At 65.7% G+C, this 16,303-nt stretch carries 14 protein-coding genes; 5 read left to right on the top strand and 9 right to left on the bottom strand.

Annotated elements, in window-relative coordinates:
* Positions 1–14 precede the first annotated feature (14 nt).
* Positions 15–953: an ArsR/SmtB family transcription factor gene (locus PKE71_RS00330; RefSeq protein WP_271184958.1), complete on the bottom strand. Its 939-nt coding sequence runs from the start codon at positions 951–953 to the stop codon at positions 15–17.
* Between the two features lie 97 nt (positions 954–1,050).
* Between PKE71_RS00330 and PKE71_RS00325 the strand changes: the two genes are divergently transcribed.
* Positions 1,051–2,319 carry a D-amino acid dehydrogenase gene (locus PKE71_RS00325; RefSeq protein ID WP_271184957.1) on the top strand — a complete coding sequence of 423 codons (1,269 nt, stop codon included), beginning with the start codon at positions 1,051–1,053 and terminating at the stop codon, positions 2,317–2,319.
* 40 nt (positions 2,320–2,359) lie between these two features.
* Here the strand turns inward: PKE71_RS00325 and PKE71_RS00320 are convergent, their stop codons facing one another.
* Positions 2,360–4,273, bottom strand: a complete 1,914-nt coding sequence (locus tag PKE71_RS00320; protein WP_271184956.1) for an autotransporter domain-containing protein — start codon at positions 4,271–4,273, stop codon at positions 2,360–2,362.
* A gap of 239 nt (positions 4,274–4,512) precedes the next feature.
* Here PKE71_RS00320 and PKE71_RS00315 point away from each other — a divergent pair, with 239 nt between their 5' ends.
* Positions 4,513–4,800, top strand: a complete 288-nt coding sequence (locus PKE71_RS00315) for a winged helix-turn-helix transcriptional regulator (RefSeq protein ID WP_271184955.1) — start codon at positions 4,513–4,515, stop codon at positions 4,798–4,800.
* Here PKE71_RS00315 and PKE71_RS00310 read toward each other — a convergent pair.
* Positions 4,797–5,294 carry a MarR family winged helix-turn-helix transcriptional regulator gene (locus PKE71_RS00310; protein WP_271184954.1) on the bottom strand — a complete coding sequence of 166 codons (498 nt, stop codon included), beginning with the start codon at positions 5,292–5,294 and terminating at the stop codon, positions 4,797–4,799. The two genes, PKE71_RS00315 and PKE71_RS00310, sit on opposite strands and share 4 nt — an antisense overlap.
* Before the next feature lie 76 nt (positions 5,295–5,370).
* Here PKE71_RS00310 and PKE71_RS00305 point away from each other — a divergent pair, with 76 nt between their 5' ends.
* Entirely contained in the window at positions 5,371–6,708 is a 1,338-nt protein-coding gene (locus PKE71_RS00305; RefSeq protein ID WP_271184953.1) for a S41 family peptidase, read from the top strand.
* A 12-nt stretch (positions 6,709–6,720) separates the two neighbouring features.
* Here the strand turns inward: PKE71_RS00305 and PKE71_RS00300 are convergent, their stop codons facing one another.
* The 4 genes from PKE71_RS00300 to PKE71_RS00285 form a co-directional block, all read right to left on the bottom strand.
* Positions 6,721–7,482, bottom strand: coding sequence for a CPBP family intramembrane glutamic endopeptidase (locus PKE71_RS00300; RefSeq protein ID WP_271184952.1), 762 nt, complete (start codon positions 7,480–7,482; stop codon positions 6,721–6,723).
* 78 nt (positions 7,483–7,560) lie between these two features.
* Positions 7,561–8,244: a helix-turn-helix transcriptional regulator gene (locus PKE71_RS00295; protein WP_271184951.1), complete on the bottom strand. Its 684-nt coding sequence runs from the start codon at positions 8,242–8,244 to the stop codon at positions 7,561–7,563.
* Between the two features lie 2 nt (positions 8,245–8,246).
* On the bottom strand, positions 8,247–9,914 hold the full coding sequence (gene ettA, locus PKE71_RS00290; protein ID WP_271184950.1) for an energy-dependent translational throttle protein EttA: 1,668 nt from the start codon (positions 9,912–9,914) through the stop codon (positions 8,247–8,249).
* Positions 9,915–11,106: 1,192 nt separating this feature from the next.
* Positions 11,107–11,679, bottom strand: coding sequence for a YdeI/OmpD-associated family protein (locus PKE71_RS00285; RefSeq protein ID WP_271184949.1), 573 nt, complete (start codon positions 11,677–11,679; stop codon positions 11,107–11,109).
* Between the two features lie 130 nt (positions 11,680–11,809).
* Here PKE71_RS00285 and PKE71_RS00280 point away from each other — a divergent pair, with 130 nt between their 5' ends.
* Both PKE71_RS00280 and PKE71_RS00275 read left to right on the top strand, forming a co-directional pair.
* Positions 11,810–14,071 (top strand): S9 family peptidase, encoded by a 2,262-nt coding sequence (locus PKE71_RS00280; RefSeq protein WP_271184948.1) that lies wholly within the window; start codon positions 11,810–11,812, stop codon positions 14,069–14,071.
* Between the two features lie 26 nt (positions 14,072–14,097).
* Complete coding sequence (locus tag PKE71_RS00275) at positions 14,098–15,084, top strand: 2OG-Fe(II) oxygenase (RefSeq protein ID WP_271184947.1); 987 nt, start codon at positions 14,098–14,100, stop codon at positions 15,082–15,084.
* Here PKE71_RS00275 and PKE71_RS00270 read toward each other — a convergent pair.
* A complete protein-coding gene (locus tag PKE71_RS00270) occupies positions 15,081–15,809 on the bottom strand; it encodes a M48 family metallopeptidase (RefSeq protein ID WP_271184946.1) in 729 nt (242 codons plus the stop codon). The genes PKE71_RS00275 and PKE71_RS00270 overlap by 4 nt on opposite strands.
* Complete coding sequence (locus tag PKE71_RS00265; RefSeq protein WP_271184945.1) at positions 15,806–16,279, bottom strand: GAF domain-containing protein; 474 nt, start codon at positions 16,277–16,279, stop codon at positions 15,806–15,808. Before PKE71_RS00265 ends, PKE71_RS00270 begins: the two co-directional genes overlap by 4 nt.
* Positions 16,280–16,303 lie beyond the last annotated feature (24 nt).

Raw genomic sequence — 16,303 nt, 5'->3', positions numbered from 1 at the left:
ACGCGCATCCGGCGTCAGCTCTGACGGGCGACCCAGATCTTCATGGTCAGCTGTCCGGAGGGTTCTTCCGGATGCAGCGCCGCCTTCTCGACCAGTTCCAGACCGGCCTGGCCGATCCAGCCCGCCATCTCCTCGTCGGAGAAACCCAGCCGGCGGTGATAGTGGTCCTCGCGCAGCGTTTCCAGCTGGTGCGGTGCAAAGTCGACGATCAGCAGATTGCCGCCCGGCTTGAGCACGCGGGCGCATTCATCGACCGCCAGCGCCGGGTCTTCCAGATAGTGAAGCACCTGGTGGACGGTCACGAGATCGGCCACGCCGTTCTCGAAGGGCAGCGCCCCGACATCGGCATGGCGCACGGAGCAGTGCCGCAGGCCGGCCTTTTCCAGATTGAGCCGCGCGACATTCAGCATGGAATGGTTGATGTCCACGCCGATACCGCGATCGACCCGGTCGGAGAAGAGCTCAAGGATGCGGCCTGTACCGACGCCGACATCGATCATCAAACCGAACGGCCCCTCGCCCGCCAGACGGCGCATCGCCGCCTCGACCTCGTGATCGGCCAGGTGGAAGGAGCGGATGCGATCCCAGTCTTCGGCGACACTCTCGAAATAGGCCTGGGCCGCCTGGGCACGCGCCTGCTTGATTGATTCGAGGCGCGAGAAATCCCGCGTCATCACCGGATCCTCCTCGGGCAGGAGGTCATGGGCAATCTGGGCGAAGCGCCGGCCGCCGCCGGCATCGGTCAGGCGGTAGAAGACATAGGCGCCCTCGGGCAGACGTTCGGCAAGCCCGGCATCGGTCAGCAGTTTGAGGTGGCGCGAGACGCGCGGCTGGCTCTGGCCCAGGATCTGGACCAGTTCGGACACGGTCAGTTCCCCCCGCGACAACAGCGCGACGATGCGCAAGCGCGTGGGTTCCGCCAGGGCCTTGAGCTGTGCAACCAGTGCGTCCATGAATTCCGAGTCGATAAGTGCGAATGCCCCCTTGCTTTTATCTGCATCCCCACGAAGTTCAAATGGCCGCATGTAGGCGGACCCGCCGGAGAGCGCTTTGACTACAAAGGAAATCCTCATCGTCGGCGCCGGGCTCGCCGGGATTGCCGCCGCCTGGGCCCTGCGCCAGCGCGGTCACTCGGTCACCGTCATGGACGCCCATGACCAGGCCGCCTGCGAAACCTCGTTCGCCAATGCCGGCGCGCTGACCCCGTCCGAGCCGGAACCGTGGAATGCGCCGGGCGTGCACTGGCAATTGCTGCGCTCGCTGCCGGACCCGCATTCCGCGATGAAACTGCGCCTGAAACCCTTGCCCGGCCTTGTGCCCTGGGGGCTGCGCTTTCTCGCGAACTCCACGCGCAAACGCTATGAAGCGTCCTGCCGCGCCAATTTCGCCCTGTCGCGCCACTCGCTCGCTCTTACCCAGGCCGTCCGGGACAGCGAAGCGCTGGAGTTCGACAATCTCACCCGCGGCACGCTGAAAGTCTGCGGCACGACGGCGCCGATGGAAGAACGGCGGCGCATGGGCGAAATGCTGCGCGATGCCGGCCTGCGGCTGGAAATTCTCGACCGCGACGCGACGATCGAGAAAGAACCCCTGCTGGCCACCGTCGCCGACCGCATCGCCGGATCGATCTTCTATCCGGATGATGAGTCGGGCGATGCGCGCGCCTTCACGCGCGGTCTCGCCGCAGCGGCCGAACGGGCCGGTGTGCGCTTTGAATGGAATACCCGGATTGTCGATCTCGTCGACCGCGGCGGCCGCATTGTCGGCGTGCGCACCCTCGAGGAAGAGATCGAGGTCGACGATATCGTGCTCGCCACCGGCCACACAAGCTGGCGCCTGTTGCAGCCGCTCGGCCTGCACCTGCCGGTGCGGCCGGTGAAGGGCTATTCCCTCACCCTGGACATGTCCGGCCTCAACCAGCGCCCCGGCCTGCCGGTGGTCGACGAAGCCCGTCACGCCATCGCCACCCCCATGGGGGACCGCTTGCGCATCGCCGGCACGGCCGAGTTCGCCGGGCTCGATCCGGTGCTGCGCGAGGAGCGGATCGAGAATCTGCGCCGCATGCTTCGCGATCTCTATCCCGATCTCGCCCCGCAACTCCTCGCCGGCGACCAGCAGGCCTGGACAGGCTTCCGGCCCATGTCGGCCGATGGCCGCCCCTTCATCGGCGAGACCCGCGCAAAAGGGCTCTGGCTGATCACCGGGCACGGCCATCTCGGCTGGACCCAGGCCATGGGCTCCGGCGACCTTCTCGCCGCCCTGATGAGCGAAGAGACGCCGCCGGTCACTGCAGCCCCCTTCTCGGCGGCACGTTTCTAGGCGCCGCCGAGAAGAGCCGGGCCCTGAAGCCCGTGCGAGCCTAGAAGGTCATGCGGGCAAAGATGCGCGCACTGTCGCCATCGCCGATATCGTCGGACCAGTCGTAGGTATAGCGCACACCCGCCATCCAGCGGCCGCCCAACTCGACATCGAAACCGGTCGTGCCGTCGAACCGGTTCTCCGCTGCACCCGCCGCACGGATCGTCGAGGGCAGCGCCGTATTGTCGATCAGGCGGGAAGTCAGCGCATGGCTGTCCGGTCCGAACTCGTGCCGCCAGGACAGGCCGGCGACAGGACGCACCGAAATACCCGGCGACACGGCCCACACCTCACCGCGATACTCGGCTTCCAGCGTGTAGCGCTCGCTTCGCAGGGTCTGGTCCTCATAGGCCAGTGCCAGGCCGTCAGCGCCGCTCTCGGCATAACCGTCGATGGCGGTTTCCGAGATGCTGAGCGCATTGCGCAGATCGACATGCCCCATCTCGCCCAGGTCGAACCGAACCGACGCCGCCAGGCTGAGATCCCAGTACCGGCCTTGCGTCGATGCTCGGGCCGTCAGGAGGTCGACGCCGGTCTGCCGCTGGATGTCGTCGATGTCGAAGACGCCGTAGACGGCATTGGCCGAGACATCGAAAGCGCCGGTGCGATAGCCGGCCCAGCCATGGGCCGACCGGCCGCGGGAGGAGAAGGCACCGCCCGTCGACAGGTCCGTATCGGTATCGGCGATACTGGCAGCCGCACCGGCATAGGTATGCTCGCCGATACGGGTTTCACCGCCCAGCACGAAGCCGCGCAGCTCGAACCGGGCCTCCGGTTCGCCGGCAGCGCCGTCCAGGCGCGGCCGGGCGTGGATATAGTCGGCAAAGAGCACCCGGTTCTCCGCCTCTGTGCGGAACCGGCTGCCACCGGCGCTGCGGCCCACCATGTCCTGGCCCAGCGCGATCACCGACGGCATCCGTCCGGTCTCGCGGGCGGCTTCGCCATTCGCGCCTTCCAGGGTCGCCATCCACCATTGCGCCGCCAGGCGATGACCGGCTTCGGTCATGTGCAGATCGTCCAGGAAGAGATAGCGGTTCTGGTCCTCGAAAGCCGTCGCGCAGAGCGTACCGGCTGCTTCATCGAAACAGGCCGTCGCGATACTGTCGAAGCCGAGCGCCGCCGCGTTCCGGTCGATATGCGCCATGAAGTCGGAATACTTCATCGTCACGACATTCATGCCCTCCGGCAGGTCGGCCGCTGCAATCGCGTCGAACAGGGCCGTATTGGCCGCATCGACCAGCGCGGCCAGCTCCGCCTGCGTCTCGGCATCGCCGGCGACCAGCGGGGCGTATTGCAGCGGCTGGATCTCAGAGATAACCACCGTGCGGATGCCATGGGCGGCGAGGCGCTCGATATTTCCGGCCGCGGCTTCGGCGACATCGGCGATGATCGCATCGGCCGCCTCATCGGCGTCCAGCCGGTCCAGGAAGTCATTGGCACCGGCGATCATGAAGGCGACGTCGTTCTGGCCGACCTCCAGCTCGCCCGCCTCGACCAGGGCGCCAAAGCCCTCGGTCTGGACCGTCACGCCGGTCTCGACACCGAAGGGCACCAGATCGCCGCCGCGGGTCATGTGTGCACCGGAAATGGCGAAATTGAGGTTCGAGGAGTTCGCGTCCGGATCGAGCACGATGTCGACATCGCGGCCCATCATCTCCGCCCACACAAGTCCGTTGGAGTCCCGCTCGAAGCCATTGTTCGAGGAATTCGGGAAGAAATCATCGCCACGCGATCCGACAATCGCCGAGAAATTGCCCTGGCCGATATTGCTGTCACCGAAGAAATACCAGTTGCCGCTACCGGCCTGGGCCTGGGCGACAGGCGCCAGCAGGGCTGCCGCAGCGGCTCCGGCGAGCAGGATGGAGGCGGAAAAAGGCGCGCACGTCTTCGGGCACGCAGTCGGTCTGCGAGTCATTCTTGTCTCCTGGGACCGTTGCGGTCCGTTGTGGTTTTGGGGGAGGTCTGTTCAGTTAGCGGCCCGGCCGGTCTGCTGGCGGTCCGGATGCGATTTTCAAGGCGCGGTCATGTCGTGTCATTCCATTTGCAGCGCGCAAGACCATTTGCTACGCTTTATGTAGCACTCATACTGCTACACATTCTGTAGCGCAAGGGCGGGAATTGGCCGATATCAAGGCAAATTCGAGGCAGCCGGTCATGGCCGTGCTGGAGCTGGTCGGGCAGAAATGGATGCTGCGCATCCTCTGGGAGCTGCGCGATGCGCCCCTGACTTTCCGCGCCTTGCGCGCACGGTGCGACAATGTCTCCCCGACCGTACTCAATCAGCGCCTGGCGGCACTGCGAGAAGCGGGCCTGGTCGAGCTGGGCGATGACGGCTACGAACCGACGGAATTGTGCCGCGGTCTCGGCGATATCCTGCTGCAGCTGACCGACTGGTCCCGCCGCTGGGATGCAGAACGCCCGGCGCCTGGGGACATAGACTAGAAACGGCGATACCGCTCGGCGAATCCCTCCCGGTCCAGTGCCGCATCGAAGGCCCGGGCGGCGGCGAAGAGGTCGACGCCGATTTCCTCGAACAGTCCGGCATAGACCCGGTTTACCCGGGCCATGAAATCAGCGATGCGCGCCGCCTCCGCCCGGCCCTGCGCCGTCAGGCAGAGGGGTTTTCGCCGGGCATCGCCGTGATCCTGTCCGCGCTCCACCAGACCGAGTTTCTCCAGCGTGCGTTCCGTCTTGATGATGGCGGCGTGCGTAACACCGAGGCGTTGCGCCAGCTCGGTCACGGTCTGGCTGGCCCGGGCGAGCAGCATGATCATCGAGAAGGTGCGAGGCGGTGCGGTGATGCCCGCCTCGCGCGCCGGCGGCACGCCTTCCTCGACCAGACGGTCAACGATCCGCCCGAGCAGAAGGCCGATAAAGCCCGGCGCCATCTCGCCGTGAATCAGCCCGTTCAGCCCGCTTTCCTCCACGTCCGTCATGTCCCGATTGCCTCGCTTCGAAATTTACGTTACCGGTTACGTTACTGGTTACGTTTATTGGAACACGGTTCGTCCCATGATGAAAGAACTCTGGCTGCTGGCGGGTCTGGCCGGCCTCGCCCTCTCCGCCCCGGCGCATGCCGGCGGCAACGATACCGTCCCCGCCGACGCTGTCGCCGCGGATGTCGCCGAATGGCGCGACTGGTTGTTCGCCACCCATCCGCAGCCCGGTTTCAGCATGGATGTCGACACCGTGAATGCCGGCTTCGACGCCGTCATTGACGGGCTCGAGGGCGACTATACCCGGCGCGAGGCCTGGCTCGCCCTGTCGCCGCTCAATCCGCTGTTCAATGACGGGCATGTCGCAATCCGCCTGCCGCAGGAGGCCTATGAGGCCGATCTCGCCCATGGCAGCAGCGCCTTCACCCTGCCCGTGCGCCTGGCGGACGGCCGTCTCACCGTCGCCGGCACGATCGCGGCCGACAGCGCGATTGCGCCGGGGGAGACCATTCTTGCGATCAACGGTAGCGATACCCGCACACTGGTCGCGCAGGCGCTGCGCCGCACGCATGGCGATACGCCCGGCCTGCGCGCCCATCTCGTCGAGACCCGCTTCCCGCAATATCTCTGGGCGCTGACCGGCAGCGCACCAAGCTGGACGGTCACCCTGGAAGCGCCCGGCGGCCAGCGCCGCGAGGTGACGCTCGACCCCGCCGTCGACCGCGCAACGACCGCATCCAGCAACTGGAATCTCGCCTTCCGCGACGCTGCCGCCATTCTCACCCTCAACACGTTCGCGCCGACCGTTGAGACCGAGTTCAAGGCCTTCATCGACCAGGCCTTTGCCGAGATTGCCGCGCGCGGCAGCGAGATCCTGATCGTCGACATCAGCGCCAATGGCGGCGGCGCCCACATGCTGTCCGACCATCTGCTGGCCTATCTGACGACGCAGCGTCACACGCCCCTGTCCGCCGTCACCGCCCGCATCACCGAACAGAACCAGGCCCTGATCCCGGGCTCGCAGATCGGCGACGTGATGTCGATGCCGTTTGCCCGATGGGTCGAACCGCCGGCGGAACTCGCCAACCGTTTCACCGGCCGGACGGCTTTTCTCGTCGGTGCCGGCACCTATTCCCAGGCCATCGTTCTGGCCGCCACGGTGCAGGATTTCGGCATCGCGCCGGTGGCCGGTCCGGGCACGCAAGGCCGGGCCAATTCCACCGGCCAGGTTCAGCTGCACCGGCTCACCCATACCGGGCTGGAAGTGGCCGCGCCGATCTATGTCTTCATCCGCCCCTCCGGCGACACATCCAGCGCCCCGGTCATCCCGGACATTCCGCTGGAGGGGCCGCGCGAGACGCAGATCGACGCGCTGATTGCGCATCTGCGCGAGGCCGCGACCGAGGCCGACTGACGGGGGCCGACGTCAGGGCGTCAGCCAGGCGGGCAGATGCCCGCCGGCGGCCGCCGCGCCCAGGCCGATGCCGATGGCGTTATTGGTCACATGCGCCGCGACCGACGGCCAGATCGAACCGGTGCGCCAGTAGAGCCAGCACAGCACCAGCCCCATCAGTGTCGCCGCAATCGCCTGGGGCGGCAGGATATGGGCGACACCGAACATCACCGAGCTGACGCCCGCGGCCAGCCAGACGCGGTGATGCCCGCTCATCCAGCGAAACAGGAAACCCCGGAAGAAAATCTCCTCGGCCACAGGCGTGATGGCGAGTGTCATGGCCAGGAAGGCGATACTGCCCGCCAGCGAATTGCCGGCATCGAGCGCAAAGGGCGCCTGCGCGAAAGCCAGCCAGTCCGGCACGATGACGACGATCAGTTTTGCCAGCGCCAGCAGGAGGCAGAACCCGCCCAGCCCCGTCAGCACGCCCAGCCCGATCCAGACCGGCTTGACCGGCACCAATCCGATCCAGCGCGCAGACAGGCCCTTCAACCGCAGACCGACCAGCCAGAGCATGGTCAGCAGCGCGCCGGCCTTGATCGCCTGCCCGGCGACAAGCACATGCGGCGGCAGGCGCGGCCCCTCGCCCAGATAGGCCTGCATGCCGACGGTCTGGCGGACGATCTCCATATGCGCCCAGCTGAGCAGGATGTAGAGCGTCATCGCCGAGGCCAGAACGGCCGCCCCGTGCCAGAAACGCCAGGGGCTTTGGAACGTGGATGTCGTGGACTGCATGTACCGCCTCCGTCTTGATGCGGAGGCGAGCCTTGCCCGGCCCGCCCGGCCGGACCATCGACAGATGTCGGCAATCTGTCAGTCGGCAGATGTCAGGCCGAGCCGGTCGGCAACCGGTACCGCCTGGGTGCGGCGCGAAATGCCCAGCTTGGCATAGAGGTCGGAGTTGTAGGTCCTCACCGTCGCCGGGGAGAGATTGAGCTCGCGGGCGATCTCCTTGTCGGTCAGCCCCTCGGCGATCAGGCGCAGCAGGTCGCGTTCGCGGCGCGTCAGATCGATATCCGCACCGGCCTCGACGGGGTCGGCCGCAGCGCCCTGACGGGCAATCGACACGACGGCGCGGCTGTGCGGCGCATAGCGCACGGTATAGGTCTTGCCGGGAATGAGTTGCTCCGCCCAGAACGCGCCGATCTCGAATATCTCGTTCCGGATCCGCAACGCATAGCGTGACGGCGCGATCAGGCCGGCACCGCGGCGGGCATCGACCGCCACCTCGCCGCGGACGCTGCGGATATCCGCGGCGCGTTCATCCTCTCCGGCCTTGAGCCAGCGCCGGGGTGACCGGCCCAGCAGCCAGAGCCAGACCAGGATGACCGGCAGCAGCAGGAAGAGCGGCGACCGGAACAGGTTCGGCAGATCCCGGGCAATCGCAATGACGACCAGCGCCAGCAGCGGGACAAGCACAAGGACGAGTACACATACGGCAAGGGCCTGGCGTGACCGCCAGGCCCTCAATTCGCGACGCTCGTCGTCTGCCAGCATGCCTACCGGCCGAACTTCTGGAACTTGATGCGCCGGGGCATTTCGGCGTCGGGACCGAGGCGGCGCTTCTTGTCTTCCATATAGTCCGCGAAGTTTCCTTCGAACCATTCCACATGGCTGTCGCCCTCGAAGGCGAGGATGTGGGTGGCCAGACGGTCAAGGAAGAAACGGTCGTGCGAGATCACCACAGCGCAGCCCGGATAGACTTCCAGCGCCTGTTCCAGCGCCGCGAGGGTTTCCACGTCCAGATCGTTTGTCGGTTCGTCGAGCAGCAGGAGATTGCCGCCGGTCTGCAGCGTCTTGGCGAGGTGGACGCGATTGCGCTCACCGCCCGACAAGAGGCCGACCTTTTTCTGCTGATTGCCGCCCTTGAAGTTGAACGCGCCGACATAGGCGCGGCTCGGCACTTCCTTGCCGCCCAGATCGATCATGTCATTGCCGCCGGAGATTTCCTCCCAGACGGTCTTGTTCGGATCGAGCGCATCGCGCGACTGGTCGACATAGGACAGCTTCACCGTCTCGCCGAGACGGATCGAACCCTCGTCCGGCTTGTCCTGGCCGGTGATCATCTTGAACAGGGTGGACTTGCCGGCGCCGTTCGGACCGATCACGCCGACCACGCCGCCCGGCGGCAGTTTGAACGACAGGCCGTCGATCAGCAGCTTGTCCTCGAAACCCTTCTTCAGGTTCTCGACTTCCACCACGACACCGCCCAGGCGCGGCCCCGGCGGGATGTTGATCTGGGCGTGGTTGATCTCGCGTTTCTCGGCGCTCTCGCGCAGTTCCTCATAGGACTTGATACGCGCCTTGGACTTGGCCTGGCGGGCCTTGGGCGAGGAGCGGATCCATTCCAGTTCGCGGGCCAGCGCCTTGTCCTTGGACGAGGCTTCGCGCTCTTCCTGGGCCATGCGCTTGGCCTTCTGCTCCAGCCAGGCCGAATAACCGCCCTCGTAGGGCACGCCGCGGCCGCGATCGAGCTCCAGCGTCCAGGTGGTGATACTGTCGAGGAAGTAGCGGTCGTGGGTGACGATCAGGACGGCGCCCTCGAACTTCTCCAGATAGGTCTGCAGCCAGTGCACGCTTTCCGCGTCCAGGTGGTTGGTCGGTTCGTCGAGCAGCAGCATGTGCGGTTCGGACAGGAGGAGGCGGCACAGCGCCACGCGGCGGCGCTCGCCGCCGGAGAGTTCGGCCACACCCCAGTCGGACGGCGGGCAGCGCAGCGCCGTCATCGCCATCTCGATCTTCGAGTCGATATCCCAGGCGTTCTCGGCGTCGATCTTCTCCTGGAGCGCCGTCATCTTCTCCATCAGCTCGTCGGAATAATCCTCGGCGAGCTGCATGGAGATGGCGTTGAACTCTTCCAGAAGCTGCTTCTGCTCGGAACCCTCGATGACGTTTTCCCAGACCGTCTTGCTCTCGTCGAGCTGCGGTTCCTGGGGCAGATAGCCGACTTTCACACCCTTCTCGGCCCAGGCCTCGCCGGTGAAGTCCTTGTCCATCCCCGCCATGATCTTCAACAGGGTGGACTTGCCCGCACCGTTGACGCCGACAACACCGATCTTGGCGTCGGGCAGGAAGTGAAGGGAAATGTCCTGGAAGACCGGCTTGGAAGCACCCGGATAGGTCTTCGACAGCTTGTCCATATGGTAGACGTATTTATAGGCGGCCATTGCGGTTCGGTTCTCTTGGTCTTGGGGGAAGCCTGAACCGCACCGTCTAACCGAGAGCGGCCGTTTGGGCAATCGGGATGGCATGCCGGGCGCGCGGCGGCGTTCCGTTTTCACGAATGAAAGCTCTCGTCAATGCCGATGGAGACGCGTCTCGACCTTGGGAGTGGAGGTGTGAAGTGGCGCCCTTCACCCTAAACACCCCGCCGCTTTTCCCGGCTGAAAGCCCGGCCAAGGCCGGGCGAAGCGCCGGGATCTACGGGAAGCTCATCGCTTGAAATGGCCCTCGGTCGATCCCGGACCTGCAGCCCGCTTCCGCGGGCCTTCGTCCGGGAAAAATTTGGAGGGTGGAAGACAGAGTGAGAGCGCCGCACCAAACACCGTCACCCTGACGAAAGTCAGGGCCCAGTTCATAGAGCGCGGTGGCCGCGATCTCGCACTTATCCCTCACATCGCCGACATTCGATCTAAGCCCGCCTGGCGAAAATTTCCCTTTACGATCTGGGTCCTGACCTTCGTCAGGATGACGGTTTGTGGGGGCAACAAGGGAGATTTATCCCCGCCCCCTCATTTGCCCTTAACATCGTCATCGGTTTCCGGGATGGGAGGCATGAGCTCAGTCCCTTGTGCCCGGGAGCGTGCGGAGCTCGTCCGCGCCTGGTGGGTGACAGCATCAGGCTCCGGCGTGGCCATCTGCGGGGACACCGGCACAAAGCTCGACCGGCCCGTGCCTGCAGGTTTCGAGACGGGGCCCGCAAGGGACCCGGGTAAATCTCCGCGTGCGGGATGCCTCGGGCATCACCACCAAACCTTCAAATCCGGACACGATGTCCGCCGTGCATCCCGCACCCCTCTCATCGCTCCAGGGCGCAAGCTCGTGGAGGGTTTGGTGCTGACACGCCTTTCCTCCCCATTCCATGGGGAGGTGGATCGCCGCAAGGCGGCGAGACGGAGGGGCGCCGCGCCAGCGGCGTCGTGCTTGAGACAAGCTCCACCGCCTCCCGGCGCTCCGCGCCGGCCCCTTCGACCCGCGGCTAACGCCGCGGCCCACTTCCCCACGAGGTGGGGAAGAAGAGCACCGAGCCGCTTTCCCCGGATTTATTCCGGGGTCTGGTGGGGCTTCAGGAGGAGGCTCAGCCGGACCCCGGCACAAGGCCGGGGGCAATGGAGGGAGAGTGAGGAGAGAAAGGGCGGCTCAATCGCGCAGGCCCTTGCCGGCCAGGATGCGGGGGCGGTGTTTGGCGACGCGGTTACGCCGGGTTTCGGCCTGTTTCGCACCGGCGATATGCAGGGCATAGCCGCGCTGGCGGCCGGGAGTGAGGGCGTCGAAAGCGGCGCTGAGTTCAGCATCGTCGGCGAGCGCCTCGGTCAGCTCTTCCGGCAATTCCAGCTCGCCCCGGGGCGGCAGTTTCGCGCCGGATGCCTCGACAGCGATCGCGGATGCGACAAGCGCCCGCAATTGCGGTTCTGCCGCCCGGATCGCCTCGACACCGGTGAATTCCAGGCGCTTTGCCGCGCGCGAATTGGGGCCCTGTTCGCGCAGGATGCCGTCCGGATCGTCAACCAGCGCGCCCTTGAAGAACATCAGCGCCAGGAAGTCCTTCATCGGCTGCATGATGGCGATGTTCTCGCCGGCATGAGCATAGCAGGGCTTGGCCCATTTCAGCGCCTCGTCGAGGCCGCTATCGAGCAGGACGGGCCGCAGGGCCTGCATTTCGTCGCGCCAGGGTCCGGGCGTTTGCAGATAGTCGTCGACGGGGCTGGCCATGACAAATCACACCGCTTGTGTCTGTTCGCCCCAGAGAAACACGGCCGTCCATGAGGTCAACGGTATTCCCCCACTCCCCAACCCGGCGGAGCACGGCTAGTGTGCCCTCGGACCAATGGGGAGAGCGTTCATGAAATACCGGTTGATTGCCGCCACATCCGTCCTGCTGGCCGCGTGCCAGCCGGCACAGGACGACACGGCTGCGACGCAAGACGCTGCGCCCGCGGCCGAACCCGCTCTCTCCATCGAACGCGCCTTTGCCAGTCCGGACCTGGCCGGCGCCCGGCCGCGTTCACTGACCTTCTCGCCGGATGGCAGCCGCGTGACCTTCCTGCGGGCCAAGGAAGAGGACGCCTCCGTGCTCGACCTCTGGGCGATGGATATCGATGGCGGCGAACCCTATCGTCTGGTCGATGCCCGCGTGCTGGCACCGGAAGAGCAGGAGCTGTCCGAAGCCGCACGGCAATTGCGCGAGCGCGCCCGCATCTCCGAAAGCGGCATCGTCTCCTATGACTGGGACAGCCAGGGCGAGGCCATCCTCGTGCCGCTCGATGGCGACGTGTTCCGGGTCGATGTCGAGAGCGGCGAGGCCCGGCGCCTGATGGAAACGCCGCAATACGAGACCGATGCCCGCATCTCCCCGCAGGGCAATTTCGTCTCCTTCGTGCGCGACCAGAATCTCTATCTCATCGATCTGGAAACCGGCGAGGAAACCGCGCTGACCACGCAAGGCGGCGGGCTGGTGTCCTGGGGCATGGCGGAATTTGTCGCCCAGGAGGAACTGGACCGGCGCACCGGCTACTGGTGGTCGCCGGACGAGCGCTATCTCGCCATCGCGCGCGTCGATGAAAGCCCGGTCGACAATATCGAACGCATGGAGATCGCCACCGACGGTTCGGCGGCGGTGGTCGACCAGCGCTATCCGCGCGCCGGCACCGATAATGCGATCGTCGAGCTGTTCATCCTGGACCGCGAGACCGGCGAACGCCGCCAGGTCGAGCTGGCCGGGACCGACGATATCTATCTGGCCCGTGTGAACTGGGCCTCCGACAGCGGCACGGCCTACATCCAGGTGCTCAGCCGGATGCAGAACGAACTCACCATTCTGGCCGCCGATCCGGCGACCGGCGAGGCGCGCGACTGGCTGGTCGAGACGACCGATGTGTGGATCAATCTGACGAACGATTTCCGCGCCCTCGCCGATGGCACAGTCATCTGGACGAGCGAGGACACGCCGGGCGGCTATCGCCATATCCAGCACCGCGCCGCCGACGGCTCGCTGATCGCCCAGGTCACGGCCGGCGACTGGCTGGTCAACGAGGTCGATGCCGTCGATACCGAAAACGGCGTCGTCTATTTCACCGGCTGGACCGAGACGCCGCTCGAACGCCATGTCTATTCGGTCCCGCTGGACGGCTCGGCCGATCCGGTACAGATCACGCAGGGTGAAGGCCGCTGGTCGGCCACTTTCGCCAGCGATGCGGCGACCTTCATCGGCACTTATGACGACAGCGACACACCGGCCCAGACCGCGCTCTATTCCGTGGATGGCGAACGGATCCGCTGGATCGAGGAAAACGCCGTTGTCGAAGGCCATCCCTATTTCGACTATGCGGCCGATCACATCGTACCGCAGTTCGGCACGCTGACCGCGGCCGACGGCACCACGCTTTACTATCAGCTCTACCTGCCGGCCGATTTCGATCCGGACCGGCAATATCCCGCCGTGCAGTATCTTTATGGCGGCCCGCATTCCCAGCAGGTGCATCGCGGCTGGCAGGGCGTGCGTCCGCAGCTCTTTGCCCAGCGCGGCTATGTCTATTTCACCATCGACAATCGCGGTGCCTGGAATCGTGGCCGGGAGTTCGAAAGCCATATCCAGCGCCGCATGGGGTCGGTCGAAGTGGAAGACCAGCTCGTCGGCCTGGACTATCTGAAAAGCCTGGATTTCGTGGACGCCGACCGGGTCGGTATCTGGGGCTGGTCCTATGGCGGCTACATGACGCTGATGACCACGCTGCAGGCGCCCGGCGCCTTCGCGGCCGGTGTTTCGGGTGCGCCGGTCACCGACTGGACGCTCTACGACACCGCCTATACCGAGCGCTACATGGATCACCCGGACGCAAACTTCGAGGGCTACCAGTCTTCCTCGGTCTTTGCACACCTGGACAATTACGAAACGCCCCTGCTGCTGATCCACGGCATGGCGGACGACAATGTCATCTTCGCCAATTCCGTGCGGCTCTATTCGGAAATGCAGGAACGGCGCTACCCGTTCGAGATGATGACCTATCCCGGCCAGCGCCACGGCGTGCGCGGCGAAGCGCGGCAGGTCCATCTCTGGCACACAATCTTCGACTATTTCGACCGCAAGCTGAAAGACGGGGAGTAGGCATTGCGTCAAGGGGACAGACGGCAATGATCCGGGCCAATGTGATCGAGAGGGCGGACGAGATCCGGAGCGCGTTCCAGAACGCGTCTCCCTTCCGCCACGCCTGCATTGAAAACTTCCTCGACGAGGACATCGCAAAGCAGGCGCTGGCCGACTTTCCCGACTTTGACGAGGACGCCGCGCGCAACGAGTTCGGGGATGTCGGCCGCAAGGCGGTGAATACCGATCTGCCCCGGATCAGCCCCTTCTATGCGCGGCTGAGCGACTATCTGGTCTCCGACGATTTCGTGAACGCGATGAGCGCGCTCACGGGCATTGCCGGGCTGAAGCCCGACGTGAACCAGTTCGGCGGCGGCACGCACGAAAACCTCGACGGCCAGTCGCTCGATCCGCATGTCGATTTCAATTACGACATGGCCACGGGCCGGCATCGCCGGATCAACCTGCTGATCTATCTCAACCCGGTCTGGGACGAGGCCTGGGGCGGGTGTATCGAACTGCACAGGAATCCACGCGATCCAGAGCACGACGAGACGGCGGCTTTTGCGCCGTTGTTCAACCGGGCGGTGATGTTCGAGACCAATGAGCATTCCTGGCACGGCTTCCGCCGCATCGCGATCCCGCCGGGCTCACCCGTACAGTCGCGAAAATGCCTGTCGATCTACCTCTATACGGATGACCGGCCGGAGGACGAGATCGCGCCGCCGCACGGCACATTCTACGTCCCGCCGCCGCTGCCCGACACGCTGGTCGAGGGCCACACACTGACCGGCGAGGACATCGCGGAGATACGCGACCGGATCCAGCGCTGGTCGCACTGGCTGGAATTCCACCAGAAGCGGGAATTGCGCATGTCCCGGGAGATTGAGGACCTGCGTGTCATGGTGGCGCCGGAGGCGCACTACATCAACCGGGGAGTCCGGCATCATGTCGCAGCCATGCTGCGGGAGGCCGGTGAAGTGGTGATCGCGCTGGGAAACGCCGTGGGGCGGCTGTTCGGCCGCAACCGTTAGAACGCCACCCAGCGGTCCGCATCGGCGCGCATGCGGTCGCGGCGCGCCTTCCAGTCCGGCATCAGACCCGCCACCACCCGCCAGTAGGCGGGCGAGTGATTGTGCTCGACCAGGTGCGCGGCCTCATGGGCGCAGACATAGTCGATCAGCGTTTCGGGGAAGCCCATCAGCCGCCAGTTGAGCCGGATCGTGCCATCGGCCGCGCAGGAACCCCAGCGCCGCTTCTGGTCCCGCACGATAACCTTGCGGACGGGCCGCCCAAGCTGCGCGGCATAGGCCTCGACACGCGGTGCCATCAGGGCCTGGCCCTGCCGGGTATAGAAACGCTGCAGGGCCGCCGTGAGGGTGCGGACACGCAGCTCGCCGGACAGGTCCGGATCATGACGCAGTATGAGGCCGTCCTCGGTCTGGCGAATACTTGTGCGCACGCCCGTCGGATCCAGCCGCAGGCCGATCTCGCCGCCCAGCCAGGGCAGGACCGCACCGTCCACGAGGTCCAGCGTGCGCGGAGCCGGCCGCGCCGACCAGGCATCGAGCTTGGCCAGGATCCAGCCGGACTTCGACGCCAGCGCGCGTTCGATATCCCGTTCGCTCACCCGGCGCGGCGCCGTGACTTTCAGACCATCATGGCCGATGGAAAACCCGATCGTGCGCCGGTCCGACCGGCGCAGAAGATAGGCGATGACCCGCCCGTCCAGCCGGATGGAGCGCGCCGCCGGCGTCATGCCACCGTCAGGAGGTCGCCGCAAATGGCTTCGAGCCCGGCCTGGTCCTCGGCATCGAAAGCACCGAATTCGGTGGAGTCGACATCAAGCACCGCGACGAGCGCGCCTCGGGCATCACGCACGGGCACCACGATCTCGGAATTCGAGCGGCTGTCGCAGGCGATGTGCCCCGGGAAGGCATGGACGTCCTCGACCAGCTGGGTTTCCCCCGACGCTGCAGCCGCTCCGCACACCCCCTTGCCGAAGGGAATGCGCAGGCAGCCCAGCGTGCCCTGATAGGGTCCGACGACGAGTTCGGCCGGCTTGTCCGGATCGACAAGGTAGAAGCCTGTCCAGAAGAACCGTTCGCCGAAAGCCTCGCGCAACAGGCAGGCCGCCGTCGCATAGCGGGCGGTCAGGCTGGTCTCGCCGGCGATCACCGAGGCGATCTGCTTGCGGACATCGGCATAGGTTTCGGACTTGGCGGACATGGTCGGTATTCCTTCTGGCAGGCC

The sequence above is a fragment of the Maricaulis virginensis genome (assembly GCF_027922185.1).
GTDB classification, from domain to species: Bacteria; Pseudomonadota; Alphaproteobacteria; order Caulobacterales; family Maricaulaceae; genus Maricaulis; species Maricaulis virginensis.
The sequence above is the reverse complement of the archived record's forward strand: the minus strand, read 5'-3'. Positions and strand labels throughout refer to the sequence as shown.

Excerpts from the sequence above, each read along its gene's own strand:
- PKE71_RS00305 (WP_271184953.1), top strand. The coding sequence starts at position 5,371 with ATGATGAAAGAACTCTGGCTGCTGGCGGGTCTGGCCGGCCTCGCCCTC.
- PKE71_RS00280 (WP_271184948.1), top strand. The coding sequence starts at position 11,810 with ATGAAATACCGGTTGATTGCCGCCACATCCGTCCTGCTGGCCGCGTGC.
- PKE71_RS00275 (WP_271184947.1), top strand. The coding sequence starts at position 14,098 with ATGATCCGGGCCAATGTGATCGAGAGGGCGGACGAGATCCGGAGCGCG.
- PKE71_RS00330 (WP_271184958.1), bottom strand. The coding sequence starts at position 953 with ATGGACGCACTGGTTGCACAGCTCAAGGCCCTGGCGGAACCCACGCGC.
- PKE71_RS00270 (WP_271184946.1), bottom strand. The coding sequence starts at position 15,809 with ATGACGCCGGCGGCGCGCTCCATCCGGCTGGACGGGCGGGTCATCGCC.
- PKE71_RS00310 (WP_271184954.1), bottom strand. The coding sequence starts at position 5,294 with ATGACGGACGTGGAGGAAAGCGGGCTGAACGGGCTGATTCACGGCGAG.
- PKE71_RS00320 (WP_271184956.1), bottom strand. The coding sequence starts at position 4,273 with ATGACTCGCAGACCGACTGCGTGCCCGAAGACGTGCGCGCCTTTTTCC.
- PKE71_RS00300 (WP_271184952.1), bottom strand. The coding sequence starts at position 7,482 with ATGCAGTCCACGACATCCACGTTCCAAAGCCCCTGGCGTTTCTGGCAC.
- PKE71_RS00315 (WP_271184955.1), top strand. The coding sequence starts at position 4,513 with ATGGCCGTGCTGGAGCTGGTCGGGCAGAAATGGATGCTGCGCATCCTC.
- PKE71_RS00285 (WP_271184949.1), bottom strand. The coding sequence starts at position 11,679 with ATGGCCAGCCCCGTCGACGACTATCTGCAAACGCCCGGACCCTGGCGC.
- PKE71_RS00295 (WP_271184951.1), bottom strand. The coding sequence starts at position 8,244 with ATGCTGGCAGACGACGAGCGTCGCGAATTGAGGGCCTGGCGGTCACGC.
- PKE71_RS00265 (WP_271184945.1), bottom strand. The coding sequence starts at position 16,279 with ATGTCCGCCAAGTCCGAAACCTATGCCGATGTCCGCAAGCAGATCGCC.
- ettA (WP_271184950.1), bottom strand. The coding sequence starts at position 9,914 with ATGGCCGCCTATAAATACGTCTACCATATGGACAAGCTGTCGAAGACC.